General features: G+C 28.0%; 21 protein-coding genes. 7 read left to right on the top strand and 14 right to left on the bottom strand.

The annotated features are described in order from the left end of the window. Positions 1 to 18: 18 nt before the first annotated feature. Both H5J23_RS05445 and H5J23_RS05440 read right to left on the bottom strand, forming a co-directional pair. Entirely contained in the window at positions 19 to 429 is a 411-nt protein-coding gene (locus tag H5J23_RS05445; RefSeq protein WP_023049791.1) for a 4Fe-4S dicluster domain-containing protein, read from the bottom strand. Further along, entirely contained in the window at positions 429 to 1217 is a 789-nt protein-coding gene (locus H5J23_RS05440) for a CoB--CoM heterodisulfide reductase iron-sulfur subunit B family protein (protein WP_023049790.1), read from the bottom strand. Before H5J23_RS05440 ends, H5J23_RS05445 begins: the two co-directional genes overlap by 1 nt. A gap of 345 nt (positions 1218 to 1562) precedes the next feature. Here H5J23_RS05440 and dcuC point away from each other — a divergent pair, with 345 nt between their 5' ends. The 4 genes from dcuC to H5J23_RS05420 all read left to right on the top strand — a co-directional run bounded on the left by dcuC (position 1563) and on the right by H5J23_RS05420 (position 5697). After that, positions 1563 to 2927 carry a C4-dicarboxylate transporter DcuC gene (dcuC, locus tag H5J23_RS05435; protein WP_185891247.1) on the top strand — a complete coding sequence of 455 codons (1365 nt, stop codon included), beginning with the start codon at positions 1563 to 1565 and terminating at the stop codon, positions 2925 to 2927. 23 nt (positions 2928 to 2950) lie between these two features. Continuing rightward, positions 2951 to 4045, top strand: a complete 1095-nt coding sequence (locus tag H5J23_RS05430; protein ID WP_185891245.1) for a M20 family metallopeptidase — start codon at positions 2951 to 2953, stop codon at positions 4043 to 4045. A 69-nt stretch (positions 4046 to 4114) separates the two neighbouring features. Then, positions 4115 to 4741, top strand: coding sequence for an MBL fold metallo-hydrolase (locus H5J23_RS05425; RefSeq protein ID WP_023049787.1), 627 nt, complete (start codon positions 4115 to 4117; stop codon positions 4739 to 4741). Between the two features lie 11 nt (positions 4742 to 4752). Then, a complete protein-coding gene (locus H5J23_RS05420) occupies positions 4753 to 5697 on the top strand; it encodes an NAD(P)/FAD-dependent oxidoreductase (protein WP_023049786.1) in 945 nt (314 codons plus the stop codon). A 35-nt stretch (positions 5698 to 5732) separates the two neighbouring features. Here H5J23_RS05420 and H5J23_RS05415 read toward each other — a convergent pair whose 3' ends face one another. The 7 genes from H5J23_RS05415 to H5J23_RS05385 all read right to left on the bottom strand — a co-directional run bounded on the left by H5J23_RS05415 (position 5733) and on the right by H5J23_RS05385 (position 13968). Continuing rightward, positions 5733 to 7844, bottom strand: coding sequence for a glutamine synthetase III (locus tag H5J23_RS05415; RefSeq protein ID WP_040406036.1), 2112 nt, complete (start codon positions 7842 to 7844; stop codon positions 5733 to 5735). 116 nt (positions 7845 to 7960) lie between these two features. Continuing rightward, a complete protein-coding gene (locus H5J23_RS05410; protein WP_023049784.1) occupies positions 7961 to 8725 on the bottom strand; it encodes an IclR family transcriptional regulator in 765 nt (254 codons plus the stop codon). Between the two features lie 11 nt (positions 8726 to 8736). Beyond that, positions 8737 to 9582, bottom strand: a complete 846-nt coding sequence (locus tag H5J23_RS05405) for a S1 RNA-binding domain-containing protein (protein ID WP_023049783.1) — start codon at positions 9580 to 9582, stop codon at positions 8737 to 8739. Positions 9583 to 9603: 21 nt separating this feature from the next. After that, complete coding sequence (locus H5J23_RS05400; protein WP_185891243.1) at positions 9604 to 10845, bottom strand: hypothetical protein; 1242 nt, start codon at positions 10843 to 10845, stop codon at positions 9604 to 9606. A 110-nt stretch (positions 10846 to 10955) separates the two neighbouring features. After that, positions 10956 to 11972, bottom strand: a complete 1017-nt coding sequence (locus tag H5J23_RS05395; RefSeq protein ID WP_255494354.1) for an alanine:cation symporter family protein — start codon at positions 11970 to 11972, stop codon at positions 10956 to 10958. After that, a complete protein-coding gene (locus tag H5J23_RS14210) occupies positions 11932 to 12492 on the bottom strand; it encodes an alanine:cation symporter family protein (protein WP_185891242.1) in 561 nt (186 codons plus the stop codon). Before H5J23_RS14210 ends, H5J23_RS05395 begins: the two co-directional genes overlap by 41 nt. 99 nt (positions 12493 to 12591) lie before the next feature. Then, complete coding sequence (locus H5J23_RS05385) at positions 12592 to 13968, bottom strand: tyrosine phenol-lyase (RefSeq protein ID WP_023052256.1); 1377 nt, start codon at positions 13966 to 13968, stop codon at positions 12592 to 12594. 428 nt (positions 13969 to 14396) lie between these two features. On the opposite strand from H5J23_RS05385, the gene H5J23_RS05380 reads away from it, so the two are divergent. Beyond that, entirely contained in the window at positions 14397 to 14675 is a 279-nt protein-coding gene (locus H5J23_RS05380; protein ID WP_185891240.1) for a LysO family transporter, read from the top strand. Further along, positions 14676 to 15275 (top strand): lysine exporter LysO family protein, encoded by a 600-nt coding sequence (locus tag H5J23_RS05375; RefSeq protein ID WP_185891237.1) that lies wholly within the window; start codon positions 14676 to 14678, stop codon positions 15273 to 15275. A 23-nt stretch (positions 15276 to 15298) separates the two neighbouring features. On the opposite strand, the gene H5J23_RS05370 is transcribed toward H5J23_RS05375, so the two are convergent. The 5 genes from H5J23_RS05370 to H5J23_RS05350 are packed head-to-tail and all read right to left on the bottom strand — an operon-like array spanning position 15299 to position 22584. Beyond that, complete coding sequence (locus H5J23_RS05370; RefSeq protein ID WP_023051102.1) at positions 15299 to 16819, bottom strand: hypothetical protein; 1521 nt, start codon at positions 16817 to 16819, stop codon at positions 15299 to 15301. Between the two features lie 18 nt (positions 16820 to 16837). Next, the gene (locus H5J23_RS05365) at positions 16838 to 17551 is read right to left on the bottom strand and encodes a diacylglycerol kinase (RefSeq protein ID WP_040407514.1); all 714 of its coding nucleotides are present in this window, start codon (positions 17549 to 17551) and stop codon (positions 16838 to 16840) included. 10 nt (positions 17552 to 17561) lie between these two features. After that, complete coding sequence (ybeY, locus tag H5J23_RS05360) at positions 17562 to 18026, bottom strand: rRNA maturation RNase YbeY (protein ID WP_023051104.1); 465 nt, start codon at positions 18024 to 18026, stop codon at positions 17562 to 17564. An 11-nt stretch (positions 18027 to 18037) separates the two neighbouring features. Further along, entirely contained in the window at positions 18038 to 20107 is a 2070-nt protein-coding gene (locus H5J23_RS05355; RefSeq protein ID WP_023051105.1) for an HD family phosphohydrolase, read from the bottom strand. 14 nt (positions 20108 to 20121) lie between these two features. Further along, complete coding sequence (locus H5J23_RS05350) at positions 20122 to 22584, bottom strand: ATP-dependent DNA helicase (protein ID WP_023051106.1); 2463 nt, start codon at positions 22582 to 22584, stop codon at positions 20122 to 20124. A 266-nt stretch (positions 22585 to 22850) separates the two neighbouring features. Between H5J23_RS05350 and rpsT the strand changes: the two genes are divergently transcribed. Next, positions 22851 to 23111, top strand: a complete 261-nt coding sequence (gene rpsT / locus H5J23_RS05345; protein WP_023051107.1) for a 30S ribosomal protein S20 — start codon at positions 22851 to 22853, stop codon at positions 23109 to 23111. Positions 23112 to 23153: the final 42 nt, after the last annotated feature.

Raw genomic sequence — 23153 nt, 5'->3', positions numbered from 1 at the left:
CTCCCTTAACAAAAAAAATTATTTACTATATTTACGAAAACCACTTACAACTGCTTGTTGTGGCATATCTCTATCTCTCATTAATTTTGAAACAACTTCAGGAGTCAATCTATCCTCTCCTTGTTTTCTAACAACTGTTTGTCTTACTGCTTCCATTAATTTTGAAACACTTACATCTCTTGGGCATCGCGATTCACAAGTAAAACAAGCTGCACAATTCCAAATAGACTTTGATTCTCTTAATTTTTTTACATCTCCAATTTGCAAAAATCTTATAACTTGATGAGGTAAAATATCCATTCCAGCATTTGCAGGACAACCTGCTGAACACTTTCCACATTGCATACAATCATCTATTTTTTCTTTACTCAGTTCAATTATTTTTTGAACCTCTGAATTTTTTTTAGGATTTTTTTTCTCCCTAATCATTATTCCTCCTCTGTTTTAAGATTTAAAGCTTCTGCTAACAATTCTGTAAAATATGTGACTTTAATTTTAGAATCTTTTTTTTCTAAATTATATTTACAAAGAGGACATGCAGTTATTATTTCCTCTATTTCGCTTAATTCAGCTGATTTAATAATCTTATCACTCATATTTTCAGCTAATTTTTTATTATTTACAGCTAAATACCCTCCACAACATTCAGTTCTATATGGATATTTTATGGCTTTTCCTCCTAGCGCTTCTATAAAATCCTCTATTATAGTTGGATTTTCTGGATTATCAAACGTCATCTCCTTTTGGGGTCTTAACAAAAGACATCCATAATATGCCCCTATTCTTCTTCCATTTAATGAATTTTCAACCTTTTCCTTTAAAATATCAAAAGTTACATCATTTTTTAACATTTCTAAATAATGAACTACCTCAGTTTCTCCCTTATACTCATTTTCAACTTCTAAATATAAATTAGCCTTCTTTCTTACGTTTTCTTTTGTTTTAATATCGTTATTAACTCTTTTAATAACATTGTGACAAGCTGAACAAAGAGTCAAAAGTTTCTCTTCTTTATCTCTTGCTGATATTAAACTTCTAACAGATGAAAGTTTTTGTGCTACTTCCCCATCACTTTGAGGATATACTCCCCCACAGCATTGCCAATTTTCAATCTCTTCTAATGAAATATTTAGCTTTTTTGCTGCTTCTAAAGCATAACTCTCCAATTTAGTTGCTTTAGTTTTTAAAGTACATCCTGGATAGTAACTATACTTCATTTTATCCCTCCATTTTAAAAGTATTTTTTCAAAAATTTTTGTTCTGAAAATAAGTACTATAATTCGTTTAAAGAACAGTTTTTAATTAAAATTATAGTATTACACTAGTATTCAAGTCAACTGTTTTTTTTTATTTTTTAGCTTTTTATAAAAACTTAACCAAAAGTTGATTAATTAGCGGTAAATAATTACCATTTATAATATATATTTTTCATTTATTGACACCTCTAATTAAAGTATGTATAATTAGTGAAAAATGTTCTTAAATTATTTTAACAACACTATTTTTATACACTTTTGTTAAAAAAATTTAGACTTTTAAATATCGAAGGAGGAAACTACTCAATGATTTTTTTCATCACACTTTTTATTATTTTTTTTGTCGGTTACTTTATTGTAAAAAAGTTTTATCCACAAGGAGTTTTATTTGTAGCTGGTTTTTTATTACTTTGTACTGCTATTCTTTTAAAAGATACTCCTATTCTTAATGAGAAAGCTTCAATAGGATCTAATTTTTTAGATATTTTTCAATATTTAAAAGATACTTTTTCTAAAACTACTGCTGGTCTTGGTTTAACTATTATGGTTGTTGGAGGATTTGCTAAATATATGGATCATATTGGAGCCAGTAAAGCACTAGTTAAAATCACAACTAAACCTATGAAAAAATTAAATTCACCATATTTAGTTCTAGCTCTTACTTATATTCTTGGACAAATTTTAAATATTTTTATTCCGAGTGCTTCTGGTTTAGGAGTTTTATTAATGGTTACTGTTTATCCTATTCTTGTTTCTCTTGGTGCTAGTCCACTTTCTGCAACAGCTGTTATTGGAACTACTGCTTGCTTAGATTTGGGGCCTGCATCTGGAAATTCTGTTCTGGCTGCTAAAACAGCAAATTTAGATGCTGCTCTTTATTTTGTTAAATACCAACTTCCTGTTGCTATTTTTGTTATAATTGCAATTGCAATAACGCATTATTTCGTACAAAAAATTGGAGATAAAAATTCAACTTATGATGATTTTGGAGTAAAAACTAAAAGCTCTATAGATGAAGAGGATAGTAATGTTCCTAATTTCTATGCTATTTTTCCCATAATCCCACTTGTTGTTATTTTAGCATTTAGCTCTCTTTTCAAAAGTTCAATAAAAATGAATGTTGAAGTTGCTATGCTCTTAAGCATTATCGTTAGTATGGTTATTGAAGGAATCAGAAAAAAAACCTTTAAAAATACTATTAGTGAATTAAAAATAATTTTCAACTCTATGGGTTCACAATTTGCTGCAGTTATAACTCTAATAGTTGCTGGTCAATTTTTTGCTTATGGTTTAACTAAAGTTGGAGTTATTAATAGTATTATTGATTGGACTAAAAATGCTGGCTTAGGTGTTCAACCTATGATTTTAGTTATGACGGCGGTTATTTCAGCTTCGTCTGTTATTATGGGTTCTGGAAATGCTCCATTCTTTGCCTTTGCTGCTTTAGCACCAACTGTTGCAGCATCTGTTAATATTGACCCTGTTGTTATTGCCATGCCTATGCAACTTGCGTCTGGTATTGCAAGAAGTGTTTCACCTATTACTGCGGTTATTGTTGCTGTTTGTGGTATTTCAGGTGTTTCTCCATTTTTAGTTGTTAGAAGAACTTTTCTTCCTATGTTAGTTGGACTTGTTGTACTTCTCATCTCTAACATGGTTTTATTTGGTTAATATAAAATTTAAGGAGGATTTTTATGGATTTAAATACTTATTTAAAAAATTTAGAAATACTTGTTAATGTAGACTGTGGAAGCAATACTCCAGAGGGTTTACAATTTGTAACTAATTTTTTTCAAAAACTTTATAAAGATTGGATTGTTGAATATCATGAACTTAATGGAATAAATCCTGTTCTTGTTATTAAAAATAGAGATGTTGATAATTTTGATTTTCTTTTTATAGGTCACAATGACACTGTATTTCCTGAAGGAACTGCAGCTCAAAGACCATTTAAAATAGAGGGTGATATCGCAACTGGGCCTGGAGTTTATGATATGAAATCAGGACTTTTATCTATGTATGAGGTTGCAAAAGAATTTAAAGATAGCTCTTTAAATATATGTATAATAATAAATACAGATGAGGAAATTAGCTCTTTAATATCTAGAGAATTAATTACAGAAATGGGAAAAAAAACAAAATATGCTCTAGTTTTTGAACCCGCTAGAAAAAATGGAAATATGGTTTCAGAAAGAAAAGGGCTAATTAAGTATGAAATTACTTTTAATGGAAAAGCTACTCATGCTGGAATAGCTCCTCAAAATGGTATAAATGCTATTGTTGAAGCATCTCATTGGGTTTTAGAGATTTCAAAATTACAAAATTTAGAATTAGGGAACTCTATTAACGTTGGAATTATTAATGGTGGATTTGGAGTAAATACAATACCTGATAAAGCTATTATAAAATTTGAAGGGCGATCACATGATATAAATCATTTTGAAAATATAGAAAAAACCTTAAATAGATTAAAAGAAAATCCATATGTTGAAGGTATTAATGTTGAAATAAAAGAGATTGGTTATCGACCTCCTTTAGTTCTTAATCCTTTATCAAAGGAACTTTTAGATAAATTTGAAATAGTTAAAAAACAATTAAAAATTGATTCTAATTGGGAAAAAACTGGTGGTGGATCTGATGCTAATTTTTTAGGAATTCTCGGAGTTGGAGTTCTTGACGGAGTAGGACCTGTTGGTGGAAACTCTCATGAAGCTTCTGAATATTTAGTTATCTCATCTATTGAAAAACGTATTGAGATGGTAAAAGAAGTTTTAAAGATGTTTTTATAAATATTTTCATGGAAAAAAATACTAAAATAATGTATAATTATGAAAAAGAATATATTGGAGGTATTTTTAATGAAAATTAAAGCCTTTCCTTTGGGAAGCTATATGACGAACTGCTATTTGGTTTGGAATGACAACAACGAAGCTTCTCTTTTTGATTGTAGTGATTCTAGATTAGAAAATATTGTATCTTTTATAAAAGATCACAATTTAACTCTAAAAAATGTTATTCTTACTCATGGTCATGGTGATCATATTGGCGGAATAAATGAAATAAAACATCTTTTTCCTAATGTTCACATTTATATTGGAAAAGAGGAAGAGAAATTTTTAACTGATGCATCCTTAAACTTATCTTATGCTATTCAAGGATATGACTTTGCATATACAGGTGATTTTACTCCTATAAAAGAGGGAGATTCTATTTTTGGTTTTGAAGTTATTGATACTCCTGGTCATACAATTGGTTCTAAATGTTTTTATAACAAAGAGTCTAATTTTATGATTTCTGGGGATACACTATTCAGAAGAAGTTATGGTAGATATGATTTACCTACTGGTAACTTATCACAATTACAAAGAAGTTTAAAAAAGATTTGTGAAACTTATCCAGAAGATACTATAGTGTATAGCGCCCATACTGAACCTACTATTTTAGGCGAGGAAAAAAGAGTATTAAAATCCCAAGGAATGTTTTAGGAGGAATTAATATGGAAAACAAAGTTTATGATGTTGTTATTATCGGTGCTGGACCAGCTGGTCTGACTGCAGCACTTTATGCTGGAAGATCTAATCTTTCTGTTTTAGTTATTGAGAAGCCAAATACTGGAAGTCTTCTTATGGCCCATAAAATAGAAAACTATCCTGGTATTTTAGGATCACCTACTGGAAAAGATATCTATACTCTAATGAAAGAGCAAACACTTAAATACAATGTTGAATTTGTTAATGCTACATTTTTAGCATTTGATTTATTTGGAGAGCATAAAATTGTAAAAACAGATATTGAAAATTTCCTAGGAAAAACTGTTATAATTGCAAGTGGATGGGCAAAAAATGGATCTAAAAAACTTCCTGGAGAAGAAAAGTATCTAGGAAAAGGAGTTTCTTACTGTGCAACTTGTGATGGCGCTTTTACAAGAAATATGACTGTTTCTCTTTTTGGAAAAGGTAAAGAAATTGCTGAAGAAGCTCTATTTTTAACAAAGTATTCAAAAGAGATTCATATGTTTATAACTGATAACTGTGATGATAGTTGCGATAAGGCTCTTATGGAAACATTAAAAGCCAACGAAAAAGTTAAAATGTATTATTCAAGTGAACTAGTTGAAATTAAGGGAGATGAATTTGTTGAAGAGGTTATTGTTAAAATCAATGGTACTCATGAAACTTATCCTACTCAGTTTGCTTTCTTATACTTAGGAACAAAATCACTTAAAGAACTTTATGGTGAAGTGGCATCTCTAGATGAGCAAGGTTATATTATTACTAATGAAGCTATGCATACATCTATTGAAGGAATATATGCTGCTGGAGACGTTAGATCTAAACATATTAGACAAGTTACTACAGCTACATCAGATGGTACAATTGCTGCCTTAGAAGCGATTAAACATGTTTTAAAGAAACATAATTTAAAAGCACAATATAGTTAAAAAAAGTCAGAGTAAAACTCTGACTTTTCTATTTATTATAATTTAAATAGCATATCTTCGTAAGTTGGTACAGGCCAAACTTTCTTTTCAACTTGATGCTCTAGTAAATCAATAATATCTCTTAGACATTTAAGCAAAGGAATTATTTCTTTATTTAAATAAACTACTTTTTCATATAAATCTTCAATTTCATTAGCTACTACAAGTTGTGACTCTAATTGAGCTAAATAATCTTTCAAACGATTTTTTCCAGCTAATAGTTTTACTAAATGAGCTTTATCAGCCACTAAGAACTCATCATCTCCTAAAACTTCTCTTAATGACAAGATACTATTTGATATCTTAGCTGCATACTCCATTAAAGCTGGATATATCTCATTTCTAGCTATTCTAACCATTGAGCTTCCTTCGATATTAACTTGTTTAATATAACGCTCACAATAAACCATATATCTTGCCTCTAGCTCTTCTGGTGATAATACCTTGGCATTTTTAAATAACTCTACTATATTTTCTTGTTTATATATTCTCAATCCTTCTAGTGTATTTTTTAAATTTTTTAACCCTCTTTTTTCTGCTTCAATTTTCCAACTCTCATCATAACCATTTCCATTGAATATAATTCTTTTATGCTTTTCGTATCTATCTTTTATAAGTTCGATTATATCCTTTTTTAAATTCTTAGAATCTCTTCCTTCTAAATAATCGGCATACTCTTTTATTATAGTTCCAATAATTGTATTTATTATAAATGTTGGTGTCGATGCCGATGCACTTGAACCTGGCATTCTAAACTCAAATTTATTTCCTGTAAATGCAAAAGGTGATGTTCTATTTCTATCTGATATATCTTTTGGTATTTTTGTAAAGTTTTTTACACCAAACTCCATATTTTCTTGTGCTTCGTTTACAGGAACTATTTTTCCTATATTTTTTAATATTTCTTCTAACTCTTCCCCTATGAAAACCGAAATTATTGCAGGAGGTGCTTCGTGTCCACCTAATCTATGGTCATTTCCAGGAGTCGCACAAGAAGCTCTCAAGACATCTTCATATCTATCAATTCCCTCTAAAACTGCTGTTAAAAATACTAAAAACTGAAGATTATTTTTTGATAAAGAAGATGGATCTAATAAGTTTTCTCCCAAATTTGTTGATAATGACCAGTTGCAATGTTTTCCAGAACCATTAACTCCTTTAAATGGTTTCTCATGTAATAATGCACTTAATTTATGTCTATCTGCAACCTTTTTTATTATATCCATAGTCAATTGATTCTGATCAACAGCTACATTTGCTGTTGTAAACATCAATGCAATCTCAAACTGATTAGGAGCTACTTCATTATGTTTTGTTTTTGCCATTATCCCTATTTTCCATAATTCCGTATCTATCTCATTCATCACTTTTTCAACTTTTTCTTTTATACTTCCGTAGTAATGATCATTTAACTCTTGACCTTTTGGTGGTAAAGATCCAAATATTGTTCTACCTGAAAGCATTAAATCTTGACGTTTTTCCCAAAATTTCTTCTCTATTAAAAAATACTCTTGCTCTAATCCTAGAGTGTTTGTTATTGACGTTACATTTGATTTAGGGTCTAGTATCTTTTTTAATCTTAGTGCTTGCTCTGATATAAAGTCTATTGATCTTAATAAAGGTACTTTTTTATCTAATGCCATCTGGTTATATCCAATAAAAGCTGTTGGAATATATAATGATTTAGATAATCCCTCTCCTCTTAAAAACATTGGTGATTTACAATCCCACGCTGTGTATCCTCTTGCTTCAAAAGTTGATCTAACTCCTCCATTTGGAAATGATGATGTATCAGCTTCACCCTTTATAAGCTCCTTCCCAGAGAATTGCGAAACACAAGTACCATCAGACGACATAGAAATAAACGAATCATGCTTTTCAGCAGTCAATTCTGTCAATGGTTGAAACCAATGTGTAAAATGTGTAGCTCCATTTTCAGTAGCCCAATTTTTAACTGCATTTGCTATTGAGTCAGCAAGTTCTATAGATAACTCTTTCTCTCCATTTTGAACTTTTTTAAACTCTTTAAAATACGATTCTGGTATTCTGCTTTTTAATTTATCCTCTGTAAAGCAAAATTGTCCAAAAATTTCCAGCATGTTGTTCATAAATCCTCCCTTTTTTGTTCTACATTGTCGAACGTCATTCTTCAATAAAAAATTGTTATATTAACAATATACCATTTTTATTTTTTTGTCAATAGGAAAATAAAAAAGAGGAGTTTTCACTCCTCTCGTGCTCCTAATTCGAACGATATTTTTTTACTCATAGCAACCATCTTTGGTGCCAATTTAGGTAAAATATTCATTAATTTTTCTCTTGTTGCCATTATTGATGCTGTTCCAACAAAAACATTATTAACTTTAAAAATTGGAACCGATATACAATAAATTCCTAATTCAACCTCTGATCGCTCTAAAGAATATCCATCTTCTCTAATTTTATAAATCTCTTCTATCAATGTTTCTCTATCTATTATTGTACTATTTGTATATTTATATAATAGATTTTTACTAAATATTTTATCTATATTTACATCTTTAGAATATGCTAATGCTAACTTTCCAGAAGCTGATGCATTTAAAGGAATTTTAGTTATCGATGTACTAATTGTATAATACATCGAGTCAGATTGTACTCTATCAATTAATTTTAAATGCTCTCTCTTAAATAAAAATAAATTCACGGTCACTGAAAACTCTTCTGATATCTTTACTAAATATTTATGCCCAATATTCTTTATTAAAACATCCTCATTTACAATAAAGCTTTTTTCTATAAAGGCTGGTCCTAATGAATAGTTGCTATTTTTTTCATTTTGCTCTAAATACGAGTTTTTTAAAAGTGTTGATACAATTCCATGTGCAGTACTTTTACTTAAACCAACTTTTTCACTAATCTCTTTTAATGAAAGTTCATGCACATTTTCATTAAAACAGTTCATTATATCTATTGCTCTTTGGATAGATTGTATAGTTTTCCCTTCCATAAAATCCCCTTTTATTTTAATCTAAAGAATCCTTCTTCAGTTTTTTCAATTTTTCCCTCTTTTAAAAGTTTTCCTATAGCTCTTTTAAAAGCTTTTTTACTTATTCCAAAATACTCTTTTATAGCTTCTGGTGAACTATCGTCATTAAATCTAAAGTGCGTTTTTAATATCTTCATTTTTCCTAAAATACTTTCTGCATCTTTATCCATCTGAACAAAAGCTAACTCTCTCATTGCTAAGTCTAACTTTCCATCCTCTCTAACTCTGATAACTCTAGCTTGAATCTCTTCACCTACATAGAACTTTTTAAAACACTCACTATTTGGAATTAATCCAAAATATCTATTGTCCACTGCTACGAAAACACCAATTTCAGGATTAATTCTATATACTGTACCTTCTACAAAATCATTTTTTTGATAATCTTTATTTGGCATTAAAAAACTATATATTTTCATTGTCGCAGATAGTCTTCCTTTACTATCCTCATATATTCCAACTAAAACCTCATCTCCTGGTTTAACTTCTCCTACCATTTGGGCATGTGGTAATAGTAATTCTTTTTTTAGTCCCCAATCTAAGAATGCTCCCAATTTTTCATTTGTATCTGTTACATACAGCTTTCCTATTGTTCCAACTGTTAAAGCTGTTTTTCTTAAAGTTGCTGTTAATCTATCTTCCGAGTCTCTATATATCATTACATCTAGCTCATCACCAATATCTAAAACTTTACCCTCTAACTCATTGTTAGGCAGAAGAATATTATCTTTTGAGTCTCCTGTTCCTGCATCTAAATGTGCTCCTTTGCTGCTGAAGTTATTAATCTTCATTGTTTGTCTTTTTCCTACTTTTACCATTTTACCTTTCTCCTTACTATTTTACTCCAAATAGTTTCCAAATAAATTAAATTTCTCTTCCATTTTATGAGGATAGTTTTTATAATAATACTCAAAAAGTTTTATTACAGGTTTAAAATCCTCATAACTTTCTAATATTCTTAAATACTCTTTTTCTATACTAATTAAAGAGTAATAATCACTTTTTTCAAACATTTTAAATAATCTATTAATTATATCTATTACTTCTTTAAGAGGAACTTCTATTCCTTTTCCAATTATAAGTGCCTCTATATAAAAAGTTCTACTTTCATTTTTTTTCTCAAAGTACTCTGATAATTTCCCTAGGTTATATAATAGTTTAAATTTCTCTTCATTATTTTTAATAATTTTCTTTTCATAAATCTTATTTAATTTTAAATAAATATTTTTTAACTCATTATTTTTTTTAGAATTAATTAAAATTTTTCCTAAGCTATAGAGCGTATGTAATTTTTCCTCTAAAGTTACTGCTTTTTTCAAAATTAAAAAATATAATTCAATTCCTTTTTCTATATCAGACTCTATATAAATTTCTGCTAAAATATTCAGACAATTATTTTTTATAACTCTATTCTTTATAATTTTTAAATACTCATTTATTTCATTCTCTATATTTAAATAGTTTTTTTCTTTATCTTTATAAAGTGAAAACAGATATAGATAATATATTTTATCATTCCTCTTTAAAATTTGATTTGCTAAAATATCATCTTTATATTTATTAAACAGTAAAGATATTATCTCATACTTTTCATGTTTTGCACATAAATTTATAAAAATTTCAAATTCTTTTTCATATTTTTTAATTTCTGTAATTCTTTGAAAAAGTTTACTATACATTCTTCTAGCTTCATTTGTATTTTCTAGTTTTAAGTACATCTCTGCTAAATCAATTATATATTTAATTTGATCTATTTTTGACACCTTTAAAATTCCTTCTTCAACTAACCATTTATTATTTATTTCTCTATCTTTTATAACTTTATCTAAATATTTTTTAGCTTGTTCTTCAGAAGTTTCTATAAAGCTCTCATAAGTTATTGTAAGCTCTTCACCTAACTCTTCAACTATTCTCTTTAAGTTTTTATAAAAAATAACACTCATTTTTTTACTTAAAGATTTTCGACCACTTTCAACCATTCCTAAGTATGTCTTAGAAACTTTATCCCCTGTTATATCTTCTTGTTTAATTTTATAATGTTTTCTATATTTTAGTATCTTTTCTCCTGGCGATAAAAACATACTATTCCCCCTTAAAATAAAAAACTGTTTATTATAGAATATCAAATTTTACATATTTTTACAATAAAAAATACCTTAGATTAGTCCAAACTCTAATCTAAGGTATTACTTTACTCTTTTTCTAATAATACTGTTTTATTATTTTTAATATAAATTTCTTCATAATCATCTAAAGAATCTAATGCTATTTTAGACATTGGAACTATTGCAATGATATTAAATACTGTCATTAATGCCACTCCCAAGTCTCCTAATTCCCATACAAACAGATACTGAGCCATTCCACCTACAAACATCATAATTAATGCTAAAATTTTATATGCATCTTGAGCCTTCATTTTATCACCAAATAAAAATGCTACATTAGATCTTGCATAGAATAATATTCCTAAAAATGTACTAAAACTAAATAAGAATAATATTACTGCAACTAAAGGTGTTCCAATACTTCCTATATGATAATCCATACAACTTTGAAGTAAATCCATCCCCATTTTTCCATCTCTAATTGATTGTGGTGCTAAAAGCATTGTAAATGCCGTACAACTACAAACAACTAAAGTATCTATAAAAACACCTAAAGCTTGAATTAACCCTTGTTCTACAGGATGATCTACATCTGCTGCTGCCGCTGCACATGGAGCTGAACCACTTCCAGCTTCATTTGAAAACAAACCTCTTTTTACTCCCTGCATTAATACTGCTCCAAATCCTCCTGCAACTATTTGCCTAGCACCAAAAGCCTCTTCAAAAATTTCTAAAAACATTCCAGGAACTGAACCAATATTTTTAATCAATATAAAAAGTGTTAAAGAAAAATATAATATTGCCATTATTGGCACTAATTTATTTAAAACATCTGCTATTTTATCTTTTCTTCCTTTTCCAAATAAAACTATTGCTCCTAAAGCTGTCATTGCAATTGATGTATAAAGTGGTGATATTCCAAAAGCATTATTAAATGATTCTGAAACGGAGTTAGAAACTATTTGTGTTATTCCAACCCAAGTTATTAATCCAGAAATTGCAAATAAAATTCCACAAAGTCTAAAATTAGAAGATTTTTTATAGTATCTTTTTCCATTTTTAGATACAACATCTGAGTCTTTTTCCAAATTTTTTTTCAAATGGATCGTCCTCTCTAGATTCAGCAATAACCTCCATTCGATTCATAAAATAAGCTGGTCCACCTCTCCACCCACCAAACAAAGGATCTTTTTCTTTATAAATTTGAGCTAATGTACTCTCTATGAATGCAGTATTTGATCCTATTATAGCTGCTATCCACATCCAAAATATTGCTCCAGGTCCTCCAAAAGACACTGCAGCTACTACGCCAGCTAAATTCCCCATTCCCACTCTAGAAGCTGTAGCTATAAATAGAGCTTGTAATCCAGAAATAGCTTCCTTATCCTCTTTATTCTTACTTTTTAAAACTATCCTTATCATCTCTGGAAATAATCTAAAAGATAACATTCTAGTTTTAATACAATAATATATTCCTGTAGGAATTAACATTAAAACTAATAAACTTAAACCAATATTTGCTTCACCAACATTAAATAATATTATATCACCCCATAAAAACCCATTCAATGCACTAACTGCTGTTTTCAACGGTGATAATAATGAATCTATAAACCCCATCACATACCTCCTAATTTTATTTTAGTAGAAAGTTTTATGTAGGTATTTCTAGATTAAAATATCCTAAAGTTATCTTTAGGATATTTTAATTTTTATTATCTATTTCTGTGAAAATCTTCCTGTAAAAAATCTTAAACAAGCTGGTTCATACTCCCACTTTAATCCTTTTATTTGCTCTTTATTTTTGTACAGTTCTATTATTGTATCTGCTACATAATCTAAGTGAGCATATGTATAAACTCTTCTTGGAATTGTTAATCTTACTGTTTCTAATTTAGGATAATGATTTTTTCCTGTTTTTACATCCCTTCCTGCTGATATAATTCCTCTTTCCATTGTTCTAACACCAGAATGCTCATAAATAGATGCTGCTAAAGCTTGAGCAGGAAAATCATCTTGAGTTAAATGTGGTAAAAATGCTCTTGCATCTAAGAAAATTGCATGTCCTCCATAAGGTTTTACCATAGGTACCCCTGCTGCATCTAGCTTTTCTCCTAAATATCTTATTTGATTAACTCTATGACTTATATATTCATAGTTTACAGCCTCTCTAAGTCCAATTGCCATAGCTTCCATATCTCTTCCTGCCAATCCACCATAGCTAGGCATTCCTTCAAATTGAACTACTGTAGCTGTCGCTTGTAGATATAATTCATAATCATTCATACATAAGAATCCACCGATATTAGTTAAACAGTCTTTTTTTCCACTCATTGTACATCCATCACCATATGAAAACATCTCTTTTACAATATCTTTTATAGATTTATCTGCATATCCTTCTTCTCTTGCTTTTATAAAATAAGCATTTTCTATACAACGAGTTGCATCATACATAATCTTAATTCCATGTTTATGAGCTAGTTCTGAAACAGCTTTTATATTAGCCATTGATACCGGTTGTCCTCCAGCTAAGTTAACTGTAACTGCCAAACAAACATATGGTATTTTTTCTGCCCCCACTTCATCTATTAATGCTTGTAATTTCTTTAAATCTACATTACCTTTAAATGGTAAATCTATTTGAGAATTATGAGCTTCATCTATTATAATATCTCTGAAAGTCGCCCCATTTCTTTCTTGATGAAATCTTGTAGTAGTAAAATACATATTTCCTGGAACATAGTCCCCTGGCTTAATTGTTAATGTTGATAAAATATTTTCTGCTCCTCTTCCTTGGTGAGTTGGAACTACATATTTAAATCCAAAAAGTTCTTGTACTGTTTTTTCTAAATGGTAGAAGTTTCTACTTCCTGCATAAGCTTCGTCTCCCAACATTAACCCAGCCCACTGAGCATCACTCATGGCATTAGTTCCAGAGTCAGTAAGTAAGTCTATATAACATTCATCTGATTTTAATAAAAAAGTATTATATCCAGCTCTTTCAATAGCCTCTTTTCTCTCTTCTTTAGTCATAATAGCCATATTTTCAACCATTTTTATTTTATATGGTTCTGGTGCAAATCCTTTTGACATAATAATTCCTCCTCATTTATTTTTTCTTGTTGATAACATATATACTCTATTTTCTTTTTCATGTCAATAACTCTTATTTTAGAACATTTTTAGTTATTTGAAATATATTTTTCATTATAATCACAAGAAAATTCCTTTGATTATATTTAAAATAAACCTTTTTATGGTTATTTTATAAGAAAATAGTAATTCTCACTCTTTCTAATTTCACATAAAAATAATTATTCTTATTTATAATGATTTAATTTTTAAAAATAAAAAAAATTTATTTTTATTTTTTACATAAATTTTAATAAAAAAAATAAATTAATTTTATTTTTTTATTTTTTATTTTTTTCAAACCTTTTAAAGGTTTATTTTTTACAAAATTTGATTTTTATATAATCTTTATGGTAAACTCCTACTATATTTAATATCTAGGAGGAATTATGATAAGAATTTTATTATATATTTTCATTATAAGCTGTGGGTTTTTATTAAGTAAATACCAATTAATACCTTTAAAATTAAAAATGAAAACTGCTATTTTACAATCCTTTTCTCTTTTCTTTTTATTAGGAGTTATGGGTTATAAAATTGGTAGTGATAACAAAATTATAAAAGAATTTCCAAATCTTGGATTACAAGCTATTGTTATTGCATTATTCTCTATTTTAGGAAGTATTTTTATTACTAAATTTTTTTTTAGAAAAAGAGGTGACAAATAGATGCTGGGAATTTGTTTATCAATTATTTTGGGAGTTATTATAGGATTATTTTTTCAAACTCCATTTTTATCTAATTCATCAGATACTTTTATCGATTTAGGTCTCTGCTTACTTTTATTTTTCGTTGGAATCGATATTGGAGATAACTCTTCTGTATTTTCTAATTTAAAAAAATATGGTAAAAAAATATGGCTTCTTCCTATATCCACAATTTTAGGTTCTCTTTTAGGTGGAGTTGTCGGCTCTTTATTTCTTCCTATCTCTATTGGAGAAGGTCTTGCTGTTTCTTCTGGTCTTGGTTGGTACTCTCTATCAGCCATTGAATTAACAAAAATAAGTCCTGAACTTGGAAGTGTTGCCTTTTTAAGTAATGTTTTTAGAGAGGTTCTTGCAATTTTAACAATTCCTCTTATTGCTAAATCCATTGGAAGTTTCGAATCTATATCTACAGCTGGTGCTACAGCTATGGATACTCTTCTTCCAGTTATAAATAAAAGTAATAGTTCTGATATATCTGTTATTGCATTTTTTTCAGGCGTTGTTCTAACTACATCAGTGCCTGTATTAGTTCCACTAATTGTAAATATATTTAAATTATAAAAGGACATGAAATTCATGTCCTTTTAAAATAATATTAAATCATATATATCTTGTATTCTATATGGACTAGGAAGCTTTGTCTTCAAATTTTCCCAAACTTTCGAAAAAGTTTCTTGATCCATATCTTTTATTTGATTATATGCTTGAGATTTATATAAAATATCTTCTCCACATTTTTTTATTGCATTTAATATTTGAGATTTAATCTTTTTATAATTTTCATCTGTTATTAAAATTAAACTATAATAATCTGCTAATAACTCTCTTTCCACACAATATTCAAGTGTTAAGATTTTTCTTATAATTGTTCCTAAATAACCAATTGATAAATTTTTACTAAACATTCCACTTCTTTCACCTTCAACCTCAATAAAAGGTAAGAATATATCTTGGTAGTGGTAATCTTGAACTGATTTTGTAAAAAATAAAAAACTAGAAAAAATAGTTTTTTTCTTTATCTCTTTTCTTAAAAAACTTTTATCAACTTGATAAACAGCACCAACATGTGGGAAAAGAGAAACTGTCAAATCTTCAGAGTGACAAAAATTAACTATATTTTCTTCATAAACTTTATTAGCTTTAATTTTTCTAATAAAATAATCTGCTTGGAATAATTCATTAGTTAAATTATCTACTTTAAATAGTGCATTAAAAACCCTATTATTATCTAACAAAGTATTTTTTGTATCATTTGATAATTTACTTAATAAATTTTCAAATTTTGTACTCTTTACAAAATTTTTTATAAATCCCTCATCTATTTGAGGTGATATTTCAACATTACTTGTTATTAGTAGCGTATTACTATCTTTTATTACTTTCCCCTTTTTTAACTCTTTTAAAAAAAATGATAAATACTCATTTTTAAACTCAATAAAATATTGTTTCTCAATATCATCTAAATTTAATTTATCTAAAATTCTATCATAGTTAAAGAAATCTAGAAGGTTTATAATCCCATCTCTATTTATTCCTACAGCATTCCAAGTACATGTATATGGAATAAATCCTCTCTCCTTGTCAACCATAATACTTACAAACTGAGCAATTCCACCACCTAAAGAATGTCCTGTTATTGATATCTTTTCTTTAGGAATTTTAAACTCATCATAAATTTTATTAAACACTTCTAAACCATCATAAAATTGTACAGGTTTAACTCCTAAACCAATTTTTAAATCATTTTCTATAAAGTCTTTGTAAGCATCTTCTATAGGATATTTCTCACTACCTCTATAAGAAATAACATATTTATCATATTTAATATTTCTAAAAACTACACTATAAAATCCTGTTGAATCTCTTTCTAAATCAGAAGCTCTCTTACTTTCTACATAAAATATCTCCCAATTATGAAGAATATCTTTAAAAAAATCATAAAATAAATATCTTGTATTTGAATTTGAAAAATAAAATCCATCACTATCTAATTTTAATGAATCATTCTCTCTGTAAATTTGATCTAAATTTTTTTTATAATCCTCTTGAGAAAAATTACAATAAGAGAGTACACTAAGCAACAGATAGTCTTTAGCTCTTTGCATTATATACCTCCTAATATTTTAAACTTTTAATAGAGATAGAAAAAGATATGTAACACCCATTCCTATTGCGGCACCTATTACGGTTTCTAAAACTGTATGTATCTTACCTTCTACTCTTGATTGTAGAACTAAAATTAAAAGAAATAGAGAAAGATAAAATACTCTAACATCATGTGTTAAAAAAAATATTCCCATGAAAAGCGCTCCACCAAGAGCGCTATGTCCACTAGGAATTCCTCCTCTTAAAGGAGTTCCTTTTTTAAAAATACTTTTAATTGCTATTACTAATACTACTATAAATATTATTATAAATATTATTACATTTGCATAAGATTCTTTTAATAAATCAAAAAAATTATCAAACTCACCAGCTATTCTTTTATGAAATACTAAATATCCAACTATTAAAGCATTACTTGCTGCTATAAAAACAGCTCCTGCTCCAACATCTTTAGCTCTCTTTGCCAAAATATTATATTCTGGTGAAACTAAATCTACAAAACTTTCTATAGCAGTATTTAAGAGCTCTGCTGCTAAAACAAGGGACATACTAATTGATAACACAATTAACTCCATTCTGCTTACACCTAGAAAAATTGAAATCATTAAAACTAATATTGTACAAAAGGCATGAAATTTCATATTTCGTTCTGTTCTAATAGTTTCTATTATTCCTTCTATTGCTACATTAAAACTTTGTGTTACATCTTGTTTATTCCCCTTATCTTTCATCAGCCCCTCCTTAATCTCTTGTATGACCAAATTTTCCTAAAATCTCTTCTTCTCTAGCTCTCATCTCTTTTTTATCTTCTTCTTCTATATGATCATATCCTAAAAGATGTAGCATTCCATGAGTTAGAACATAAAAAAATTCTCTTCTAAATGAATGATTATATTCATTACATTGCTCTTCAACTCTCTCTAAAGATATTATTATATCTCCTAATGTATCATATGGCCCAATCATATAATCCTCTGTTTCATGATATGCAAAAGATATAACATCTGTAGGTCTATCTTTCTCTCTAAAATCTCTATTTATTCTTTGAATCTCTTCATTTCCAACTAAAGCTACAGATATATAAACTGGCTTTTCTGATTCAAACTCATCGTTTAAAACTTCATAAATATACTCTTTTACTTCTTCTTCATTTATAATTTCATTATATCCCTCTATTTCTAGAGAAAAATCTAATACTACTTCCATATTAACTCCTTTTATTTTTGTCCTGGATATTTTATTCTGACATGATGAATACTCATTAAAACTTTTGTGAAAGTTTTAATAATTATTTCTATCTCTTTAAATGTCAACGCTGCTTCAGATAATTGATTATCTTCTATTTTAGAATTAATAATTTTTCTTAACATATTTTCAATAGTTATTGGTGTTTTCTCATCTAATGACCTTACAGCTGCCTCTATTGAATCTGCTAGCATAATTATAGCCGATTCTTTACTTCTTGGAATTGGTCCTCCATATTTAAAATCCTCCTCTATAACAGTTGGATCTAATTGCTTTGCTTTATTATAAAAATATGCCAACATTGTTGTTCCTTGATGCTCAAACATAACATCTCTAATCTCTCTTGGAATTTTATACTCTCTTCCTAGTTCGTTACCATCCTTAGTATGTGATGTTATTATCAAAGTGCTTAAAAACGGAGATATTTTTGAATGAGGATTCTCTCCACCTTCTTGATTCTCTACATAAAATTTAGGTCTTTTCATCTTTCCTATATCATGATAATATGATGCCACTCTTGCAAAAATAGCATTTGCTCCTATTGCTTCCGCTGCCGCTTCTGATAAAGTTGCAACCATCATTGAGTGATGAAATGTTCCTGGAGCTTTCATAGATAAAAGCTTAAGTAAAGGATGAGATAAATCTCCTAATTCTAAAAGTCTAAATGTTGTTAAAATATTAAATGTTCTTTCAAAATATGGTAATACTGCTATCGCTAACATTCCTGAAAGTAATCCTGAAACAACAATCTCTCCACTTTGTAACACAATTAAGTTCTGCTCTCTTCCTATAAAATAAGTTAATAACAGATATAAGAAGAATTTTGTCACTGCTAATTTCATTCCTAAAGCAATCAATTCCTGCCTTGTTGTAACTTTCTCTATCAAATAAGATCCCATTAAACAAACCAAAAAAGTTACAATAATAAATATAGGATCATATCCTACAATTGGAAATAAAAATGTAATTGCCATGAGTGTTGCTAAAAAAGCAAAGTCTTTTGCAAAAAGTATTGCCATTAAAAAATACATTGTTTCAAAAGGAACAAAATATAAATGATCTGGTTTTGTAAATCTATAGGCTAAAAACCCTATTGTGTATATCAAAAATAGACTTCTGTATATACTCTTATTTAATATATTTTTTTTAAATTTATTAGCCAACAAGGGATAAAATATAACTGTTAAAATAATCGTGTACAAAAAGTTTGCCAAGGAAAAACCTAAACTTTTTTTATAAGAATAAATTCCAACAGCTTCTAAAAGCTTTGCTCTACTATCAGTTATAATATCTCCTTTTTTAACAAGTAAAGTTCCTGCTTTTATATCTAAAATTTGGTCATCTATTTGTGAAATTTTTTCAGCAATAGAGTTCTTAGTTTTAGTTTCATCGTATATATAGTTTGCTGTTAAAAAATTTTCAACAATTTTTTTGTCAAACTCTGGAAGCTCCAAAAATAATTCATCATTAGGAGGAGAAATTGTTAAACTTCCTTTTTCTCTTATAATACCCGTTGCATATGCCTTTGTTAAAAATCCAATAACTCTTTCTTTTGTTTCTAGTAATTCTTTTTTATTCAATTGGGTTAATTCTGTTATTAATTTAGGCGGTAATTGTTTTCCAATTATATCTTCAACTCTATCTAGGTATAACTTATTTTTCTTAAAGTTTTTCTTTAATATTTCATCAAAAAGATACTCAGCTCCTGATATATAAACAGTTCCCGCTTGTGGTACATATATATACTCTTTTTTAGAATTTTCCATAAGATTTTTTATAATATCTTGTTTTTTGTCTCTATCATTAAAAAGAATACTTTTAGGTGAATAAATATCATTTATTGCTACGTCACCCACATCATACTTTTGTCTATTTACTATATAGCCACTTTTTGAACTAATAACTATTAGCATTATCATTAAAATTAAATAAAAAATCTTCTCTTTTAAATGATGATCCTTAGTATATAATTCAGCATCGTCTGCGTTTTTCCTATTAATCTTAAAAGTTAAACTTAGACCAAATAGCTCAATTTTTTTCATATTAGTTACTCCTTTTAGGTTTTAGAAATATCTTTTAAAATCTCTTCTTTACTCAGTATTTTTATATTTTTAGTAGGGATAGCTTCTTTAAAATATTTTCCATAACTTTTTGTTATTACTCTATTATCTAATATTGTAACAATTCCTTTATCACTTTTGCTTCTAATCAATCTTCCAATTCCTTGTTTAAATTTGATTACAGACTCTGGAATTTGATACTCTACAAATGCATTCTTATTTTGTTGTGTTATATTTTCAATTATTGCTTCTGTTACTGGATCGCTTGGAACCTTAAATGGCAATTTTATTAAAACTACCGAACTTAATTGCTCTCCTTTTATATCTACACCTTCCCAAAAGGAATCTGTTCCAAATAAAACAGGATTTTTTATATTTTTATATAAATTTACGAGCTGTGTTCTCGGTGCTTGTCCTTGAATTAAAAGATTTAATCCAGCATTTTCTAATTCATCTTTTATCATATAATACATATAGTTTAAAGTACTATACGAAGTAAATAGTATAAAACATTTTCCTGAAGTTTTCAATATTAAATTTTTTAAAAAATCTTTAATACTATCAATAAATTTAGGGTCACTTGGATTCAATAAATCTTTAGGTAAATATACAGTCATTTGATTATTATAGTCAAATGGTGAATGAATAACTTTTTCTAAAGTTTTTTCTTTTAAACCTATACTTTCTTTAAAATAAGAAAAATCATTTCCTATTGCTATTGTTGCAGATGTAAAAATCATCTGTTTCAAATTTGCATATAGATTTTTATCTAATTCTCCATCTATTTTTAAAGGAGTTGCAACTAACTTAGAATTACTTTTTTTCCCATTTACTTCTGCCCAATATATAAATTTATCATCATCCAGTGAATTTATAAATTTTAAATTTTCAAAAAATCCATCTAATCTATCTATATATCTAGAGAAATCACTTATATACCCCTCTTTATCCTCAATATCTTTAATTTTACCTAAAATTGTTCTAACTTTTTTTAAGTAAGATGATAAATCAACAACAAACTCATCTTTTAAATTATCTAATTGATTATAAAAAACAGCTTTTTCAAACTCATTCTTTTTTAATCTATAAGTTATACTACTCATTTGTCCTTTAGAAAAAATTTCAATTATAAAATTAAAATATGCTCTACCTGAATTAAATAGATTTCGATGTCTTAATTTAATATCATTCTCTAAATCTGATTCAATTCCTTTTTTTCCATCATAATCACAACTTTTCAAATAATTTATAAAAACATCTAGACTTCCTGTTCCTCTTTTTTTAGATTTTTCCATTGTGTATATTTGATTCATAGTTTTCGTAAAACCATATTTAGAAATTTCATAAGAAAAATAATCTCTCGCTACTTTTTCTACATTATGTGCCTCATCAAATACTGCTAATTCATATTCTGGTAAAATTGAATACTCTGTATTAAAACCTATTTCTTTTCTTATTGCTAAATCAGAAAAATACATATGATGATTAGTTATTAGTATATCTGCTTTTTTCTTTTCATCTCTTGCTTTTAAAAAATAACATTCTGATTTAAATGCACATTTATTTCCTGCACACATATCACTTTCACTTTGGAAATGTTCCCAAATTGAATAGTCTACTTCAAATGGTAGCTCTGCCTTATCTCCAGTCTCAGTTTTACCACCCCATTTTAAAACCTCTTTAAATTGAGATTTTTGACTTTGACTATATTCTTCAAAATCAACAATATCTCCAGTAGCTACATTATGCAATTTTCTATTACATAAGTAATTTCCTCTTCCTTTAACTAAAACATAATTAAAATCACCTTGTATAACTTTTTTAGCTATAGGAATATCTTTATTTAAAAGTTGTTCTTGTAAATTTATTGTATTTGTACTTATTACAACTCTTTTTTTATTTTTTATACTCCACTCTATAGCAGGTATTAAATAACCTAATGTCTTTCCTGTTCCTGTTCCTGCCTCAACAATTACTTTTGTCTCTGTATTTAGTCCATTCTCGATAACCTCAGCCATCTCTAACTGCTCATTTCTATATTCAAACTCTTTAAATACATTTGCCAAAAGACCATTTTTTTCAAAATACGGTTTTATATCTATCTTTATATTTTTCTTTTGAATTAACTCCACTATAACATATATATCTGATACTTTATTATCTATGATATAAGACCCACCATCTAGTTTATTTGAGTATATAGCTGCAATCTCTACATCTGGATCTGATGGATATAAATGGCCTGATGGATGATTATGGATTATTACCTCACCTTTTCTCATTCCTTTTAATATAGCAGGTACTGAATACTTATTACCTCTTGCTAATACTTCGACTTCTGTTACTACTCCTTCTTCATCTGGAATCCCTCTGAAGAATACTTCGTTACCATCGACTTTTTCTATCTCTAGCCTCATTTTATCTCTAGCTTCTAAAGATATTTTATCTTCTATATTCATTCTTATCCTTTCTTTGTTTATTATATTCTCACTACAATATAATACTCTTTTTTTGAGAAAATATAAATTATTTTTTTATTTATCTTCTTTTTTCCTAATAAATATGTTAAAATATTCTAGGTCCATTGTAAATATTGTGTCTCTTTTTATGCTTACCTGTCAAATTAAAATACTTGTACTTCGTACGATATTCATATTGACATAAAGCGTTATTTATGTTATTATGTTATGAAAATTTTATTTAAAATTAAAGGGAGGTTTTTGATTTGGCACATTCAAAATCAGCAAAAAAGAGAGTTTTAGTAGCAGAGAGAAACAGAGAGAGAAATCAAGCTGTAAAATCTAGAGTAAAAACAATGCTTAAGAGAGTTTTAGTAGCAGTAGAAACTAAAGAGGTTGAAGCTGCAAACGCTGCTTTATCAGTAGCTTATAAAGAGTTAGATAAAGCTGTAAGCAAAGGAATTATGAAAAAGAATACAGCATCTAGAAGAAAAGCTAGATTAGCTGCAAAAGTTAACGCTTTATAATCGATGCTATTAAAGTAAAACTGGGGACATCCCCAGTTTTAT

The organism is Cetobacterium sp. 2G large (genome assembly GCF_014250655.1).
GTDB classification, from domain to species: Bacteria; Fusobacteriota; Fusobacteriia; order Fusobacteriales; family Fusobacteriaceae; genus Cetobacterium_A; species Cetobacterium_A somerae.
Note: the sequence above shows the minus strand (reverse complement) of the source record. Positions and strands in the feature narration are given on the sequence as shown.

Bases quoted from the DNA above. Each gene is read 5' to 3' on its own strand.
- H5J23_RS05350 (WP_023051106.1), bottom strand. From the start codon at position 22,584: ATGAATATAGAAGATAAAATATCTTTAGAAGCTAGAGATAAAATGAGG.
- H5J23_RS05385 (WP_023052256.1), bottom strand. From the start codon at position 13,968: ATGTCAAAAGGATTTGCACCAGAACCATATAAAATAAAAATGGTTGAA.
- H5J23_RS05410 (WP_023049784.1), bottom strand. From the start codon at position 8,725: ATGGAAGGGAAAACTATACAATCTATCCAAAGAGCAATAGATATAATG.
- H5J23_RS05445 (WP_023049791.1), bottom strand. From the start codon at position 429: ATGATTAGGGAGAAAAAAAATCCTAAAAAAAATTCAGAGGTTCAAAAA.
- H5J23_RS05355 (WP_023051105.1), bottom strand. From the start codon at position 20,107: ATGAAAAAAATTGAGCTATTTGGTCTAAGTTTAACTTTTAAGATTAAT.
- H5J23_RS05405 (WP_023049783.1), bottom strand. From the start codon at position 9,582: ATGGTAAAAGTAGGAAAAAGACAAACAATGAAGATTAATAACTTCAGC.
- H5J23_RS14210 (WP_185891242.1), bottom strand. From the start codon at position 12,492: ATGGGGTTTATAGATTCATTATTATCACCGTTGAAAACAGCAGTTAGT.
- H5J23_RS05380 (WP_185891240.1), top strand. From the start codon at position 14,397: ATGATAAGAATTTTATTATATATTTTCATTATAAGCTGTGGGTTTTTA.
- H5J23_RS05365 (WP_040407514.1), bottom strand. From the start codon at position 17,551: ATGAAAGATAAGGGGAATAAACAAGATGTAACACAAAGTTTTAATGTA.
- H5J23_RS05400 (WP_185891243.1), bottom strand. From the start codon at position 10,845: ATGTTTTTATCGCCAGGAGAAAAGATACTAAAATATAGAAAACATTAT.
- H5J23_RS05415 (WP_040406036.1), bottom strand. From the start codon at position 7,844: ATGAACAACATGCTGGAAATTTTTGGACAATTTTGCTTTACAGAGGAT.
- H5J23_RS05440 (WP_023049790.1), bottom strand. From the start codon at position 1,217: ATGAAGTATAGTTACTATCCAGGATGTACTTTAAAAACTAAAGCAACT.
- dcuC (WP_185891247.1), top strand. From the start codon at position 1,563: ATGATTTTTTTCATCACACTTTTTATTATTTTTTTTGTCGGTTACTTT.
- H5J23_RS05375 (WP_185891237.1), top strand. From the start codon at position 14,676: ATGCTGGGAATTTGTTTATCAATTATTTTGGGAGTTATTATAGGATTA.
- H5J23_RS05420 (WP_023049786.1), top strand. From the start codon at position 4,753: ATGGAAAACAAAGTTTATGATGTTGTTATTATCGGTGCTGGACCAGCT.
- H5J23_RS05370 (WP_023051102.1), bottom strand. From the start codon at position 16,819: ATGCAAAGAGCTAAAGACTATCTGTTGCTTAGTGTACTCTCTTATTGT.
- H5J23_RS05425 (WP_023049787.1), top strand. From the start codon at position 4,115: ATGAAAATTAAAGCCTTTCCTTTGGGAAGCTATATGACGAACTGCTAT.
- H5J23_RS05430 (WP_185891245.1), top strand. From the start codon at position 2,951: ATGGATTTAAATACTTATTTAAAAAATTTAGAAATACTTGTTAATGTA.
- ybeY (WP_023051104.1), bottom strand. From the start codon at position 18,026: ATGGAAGTAGTATTAGATTTTTCTCTAGAAATAGAGGGATATAATGAA.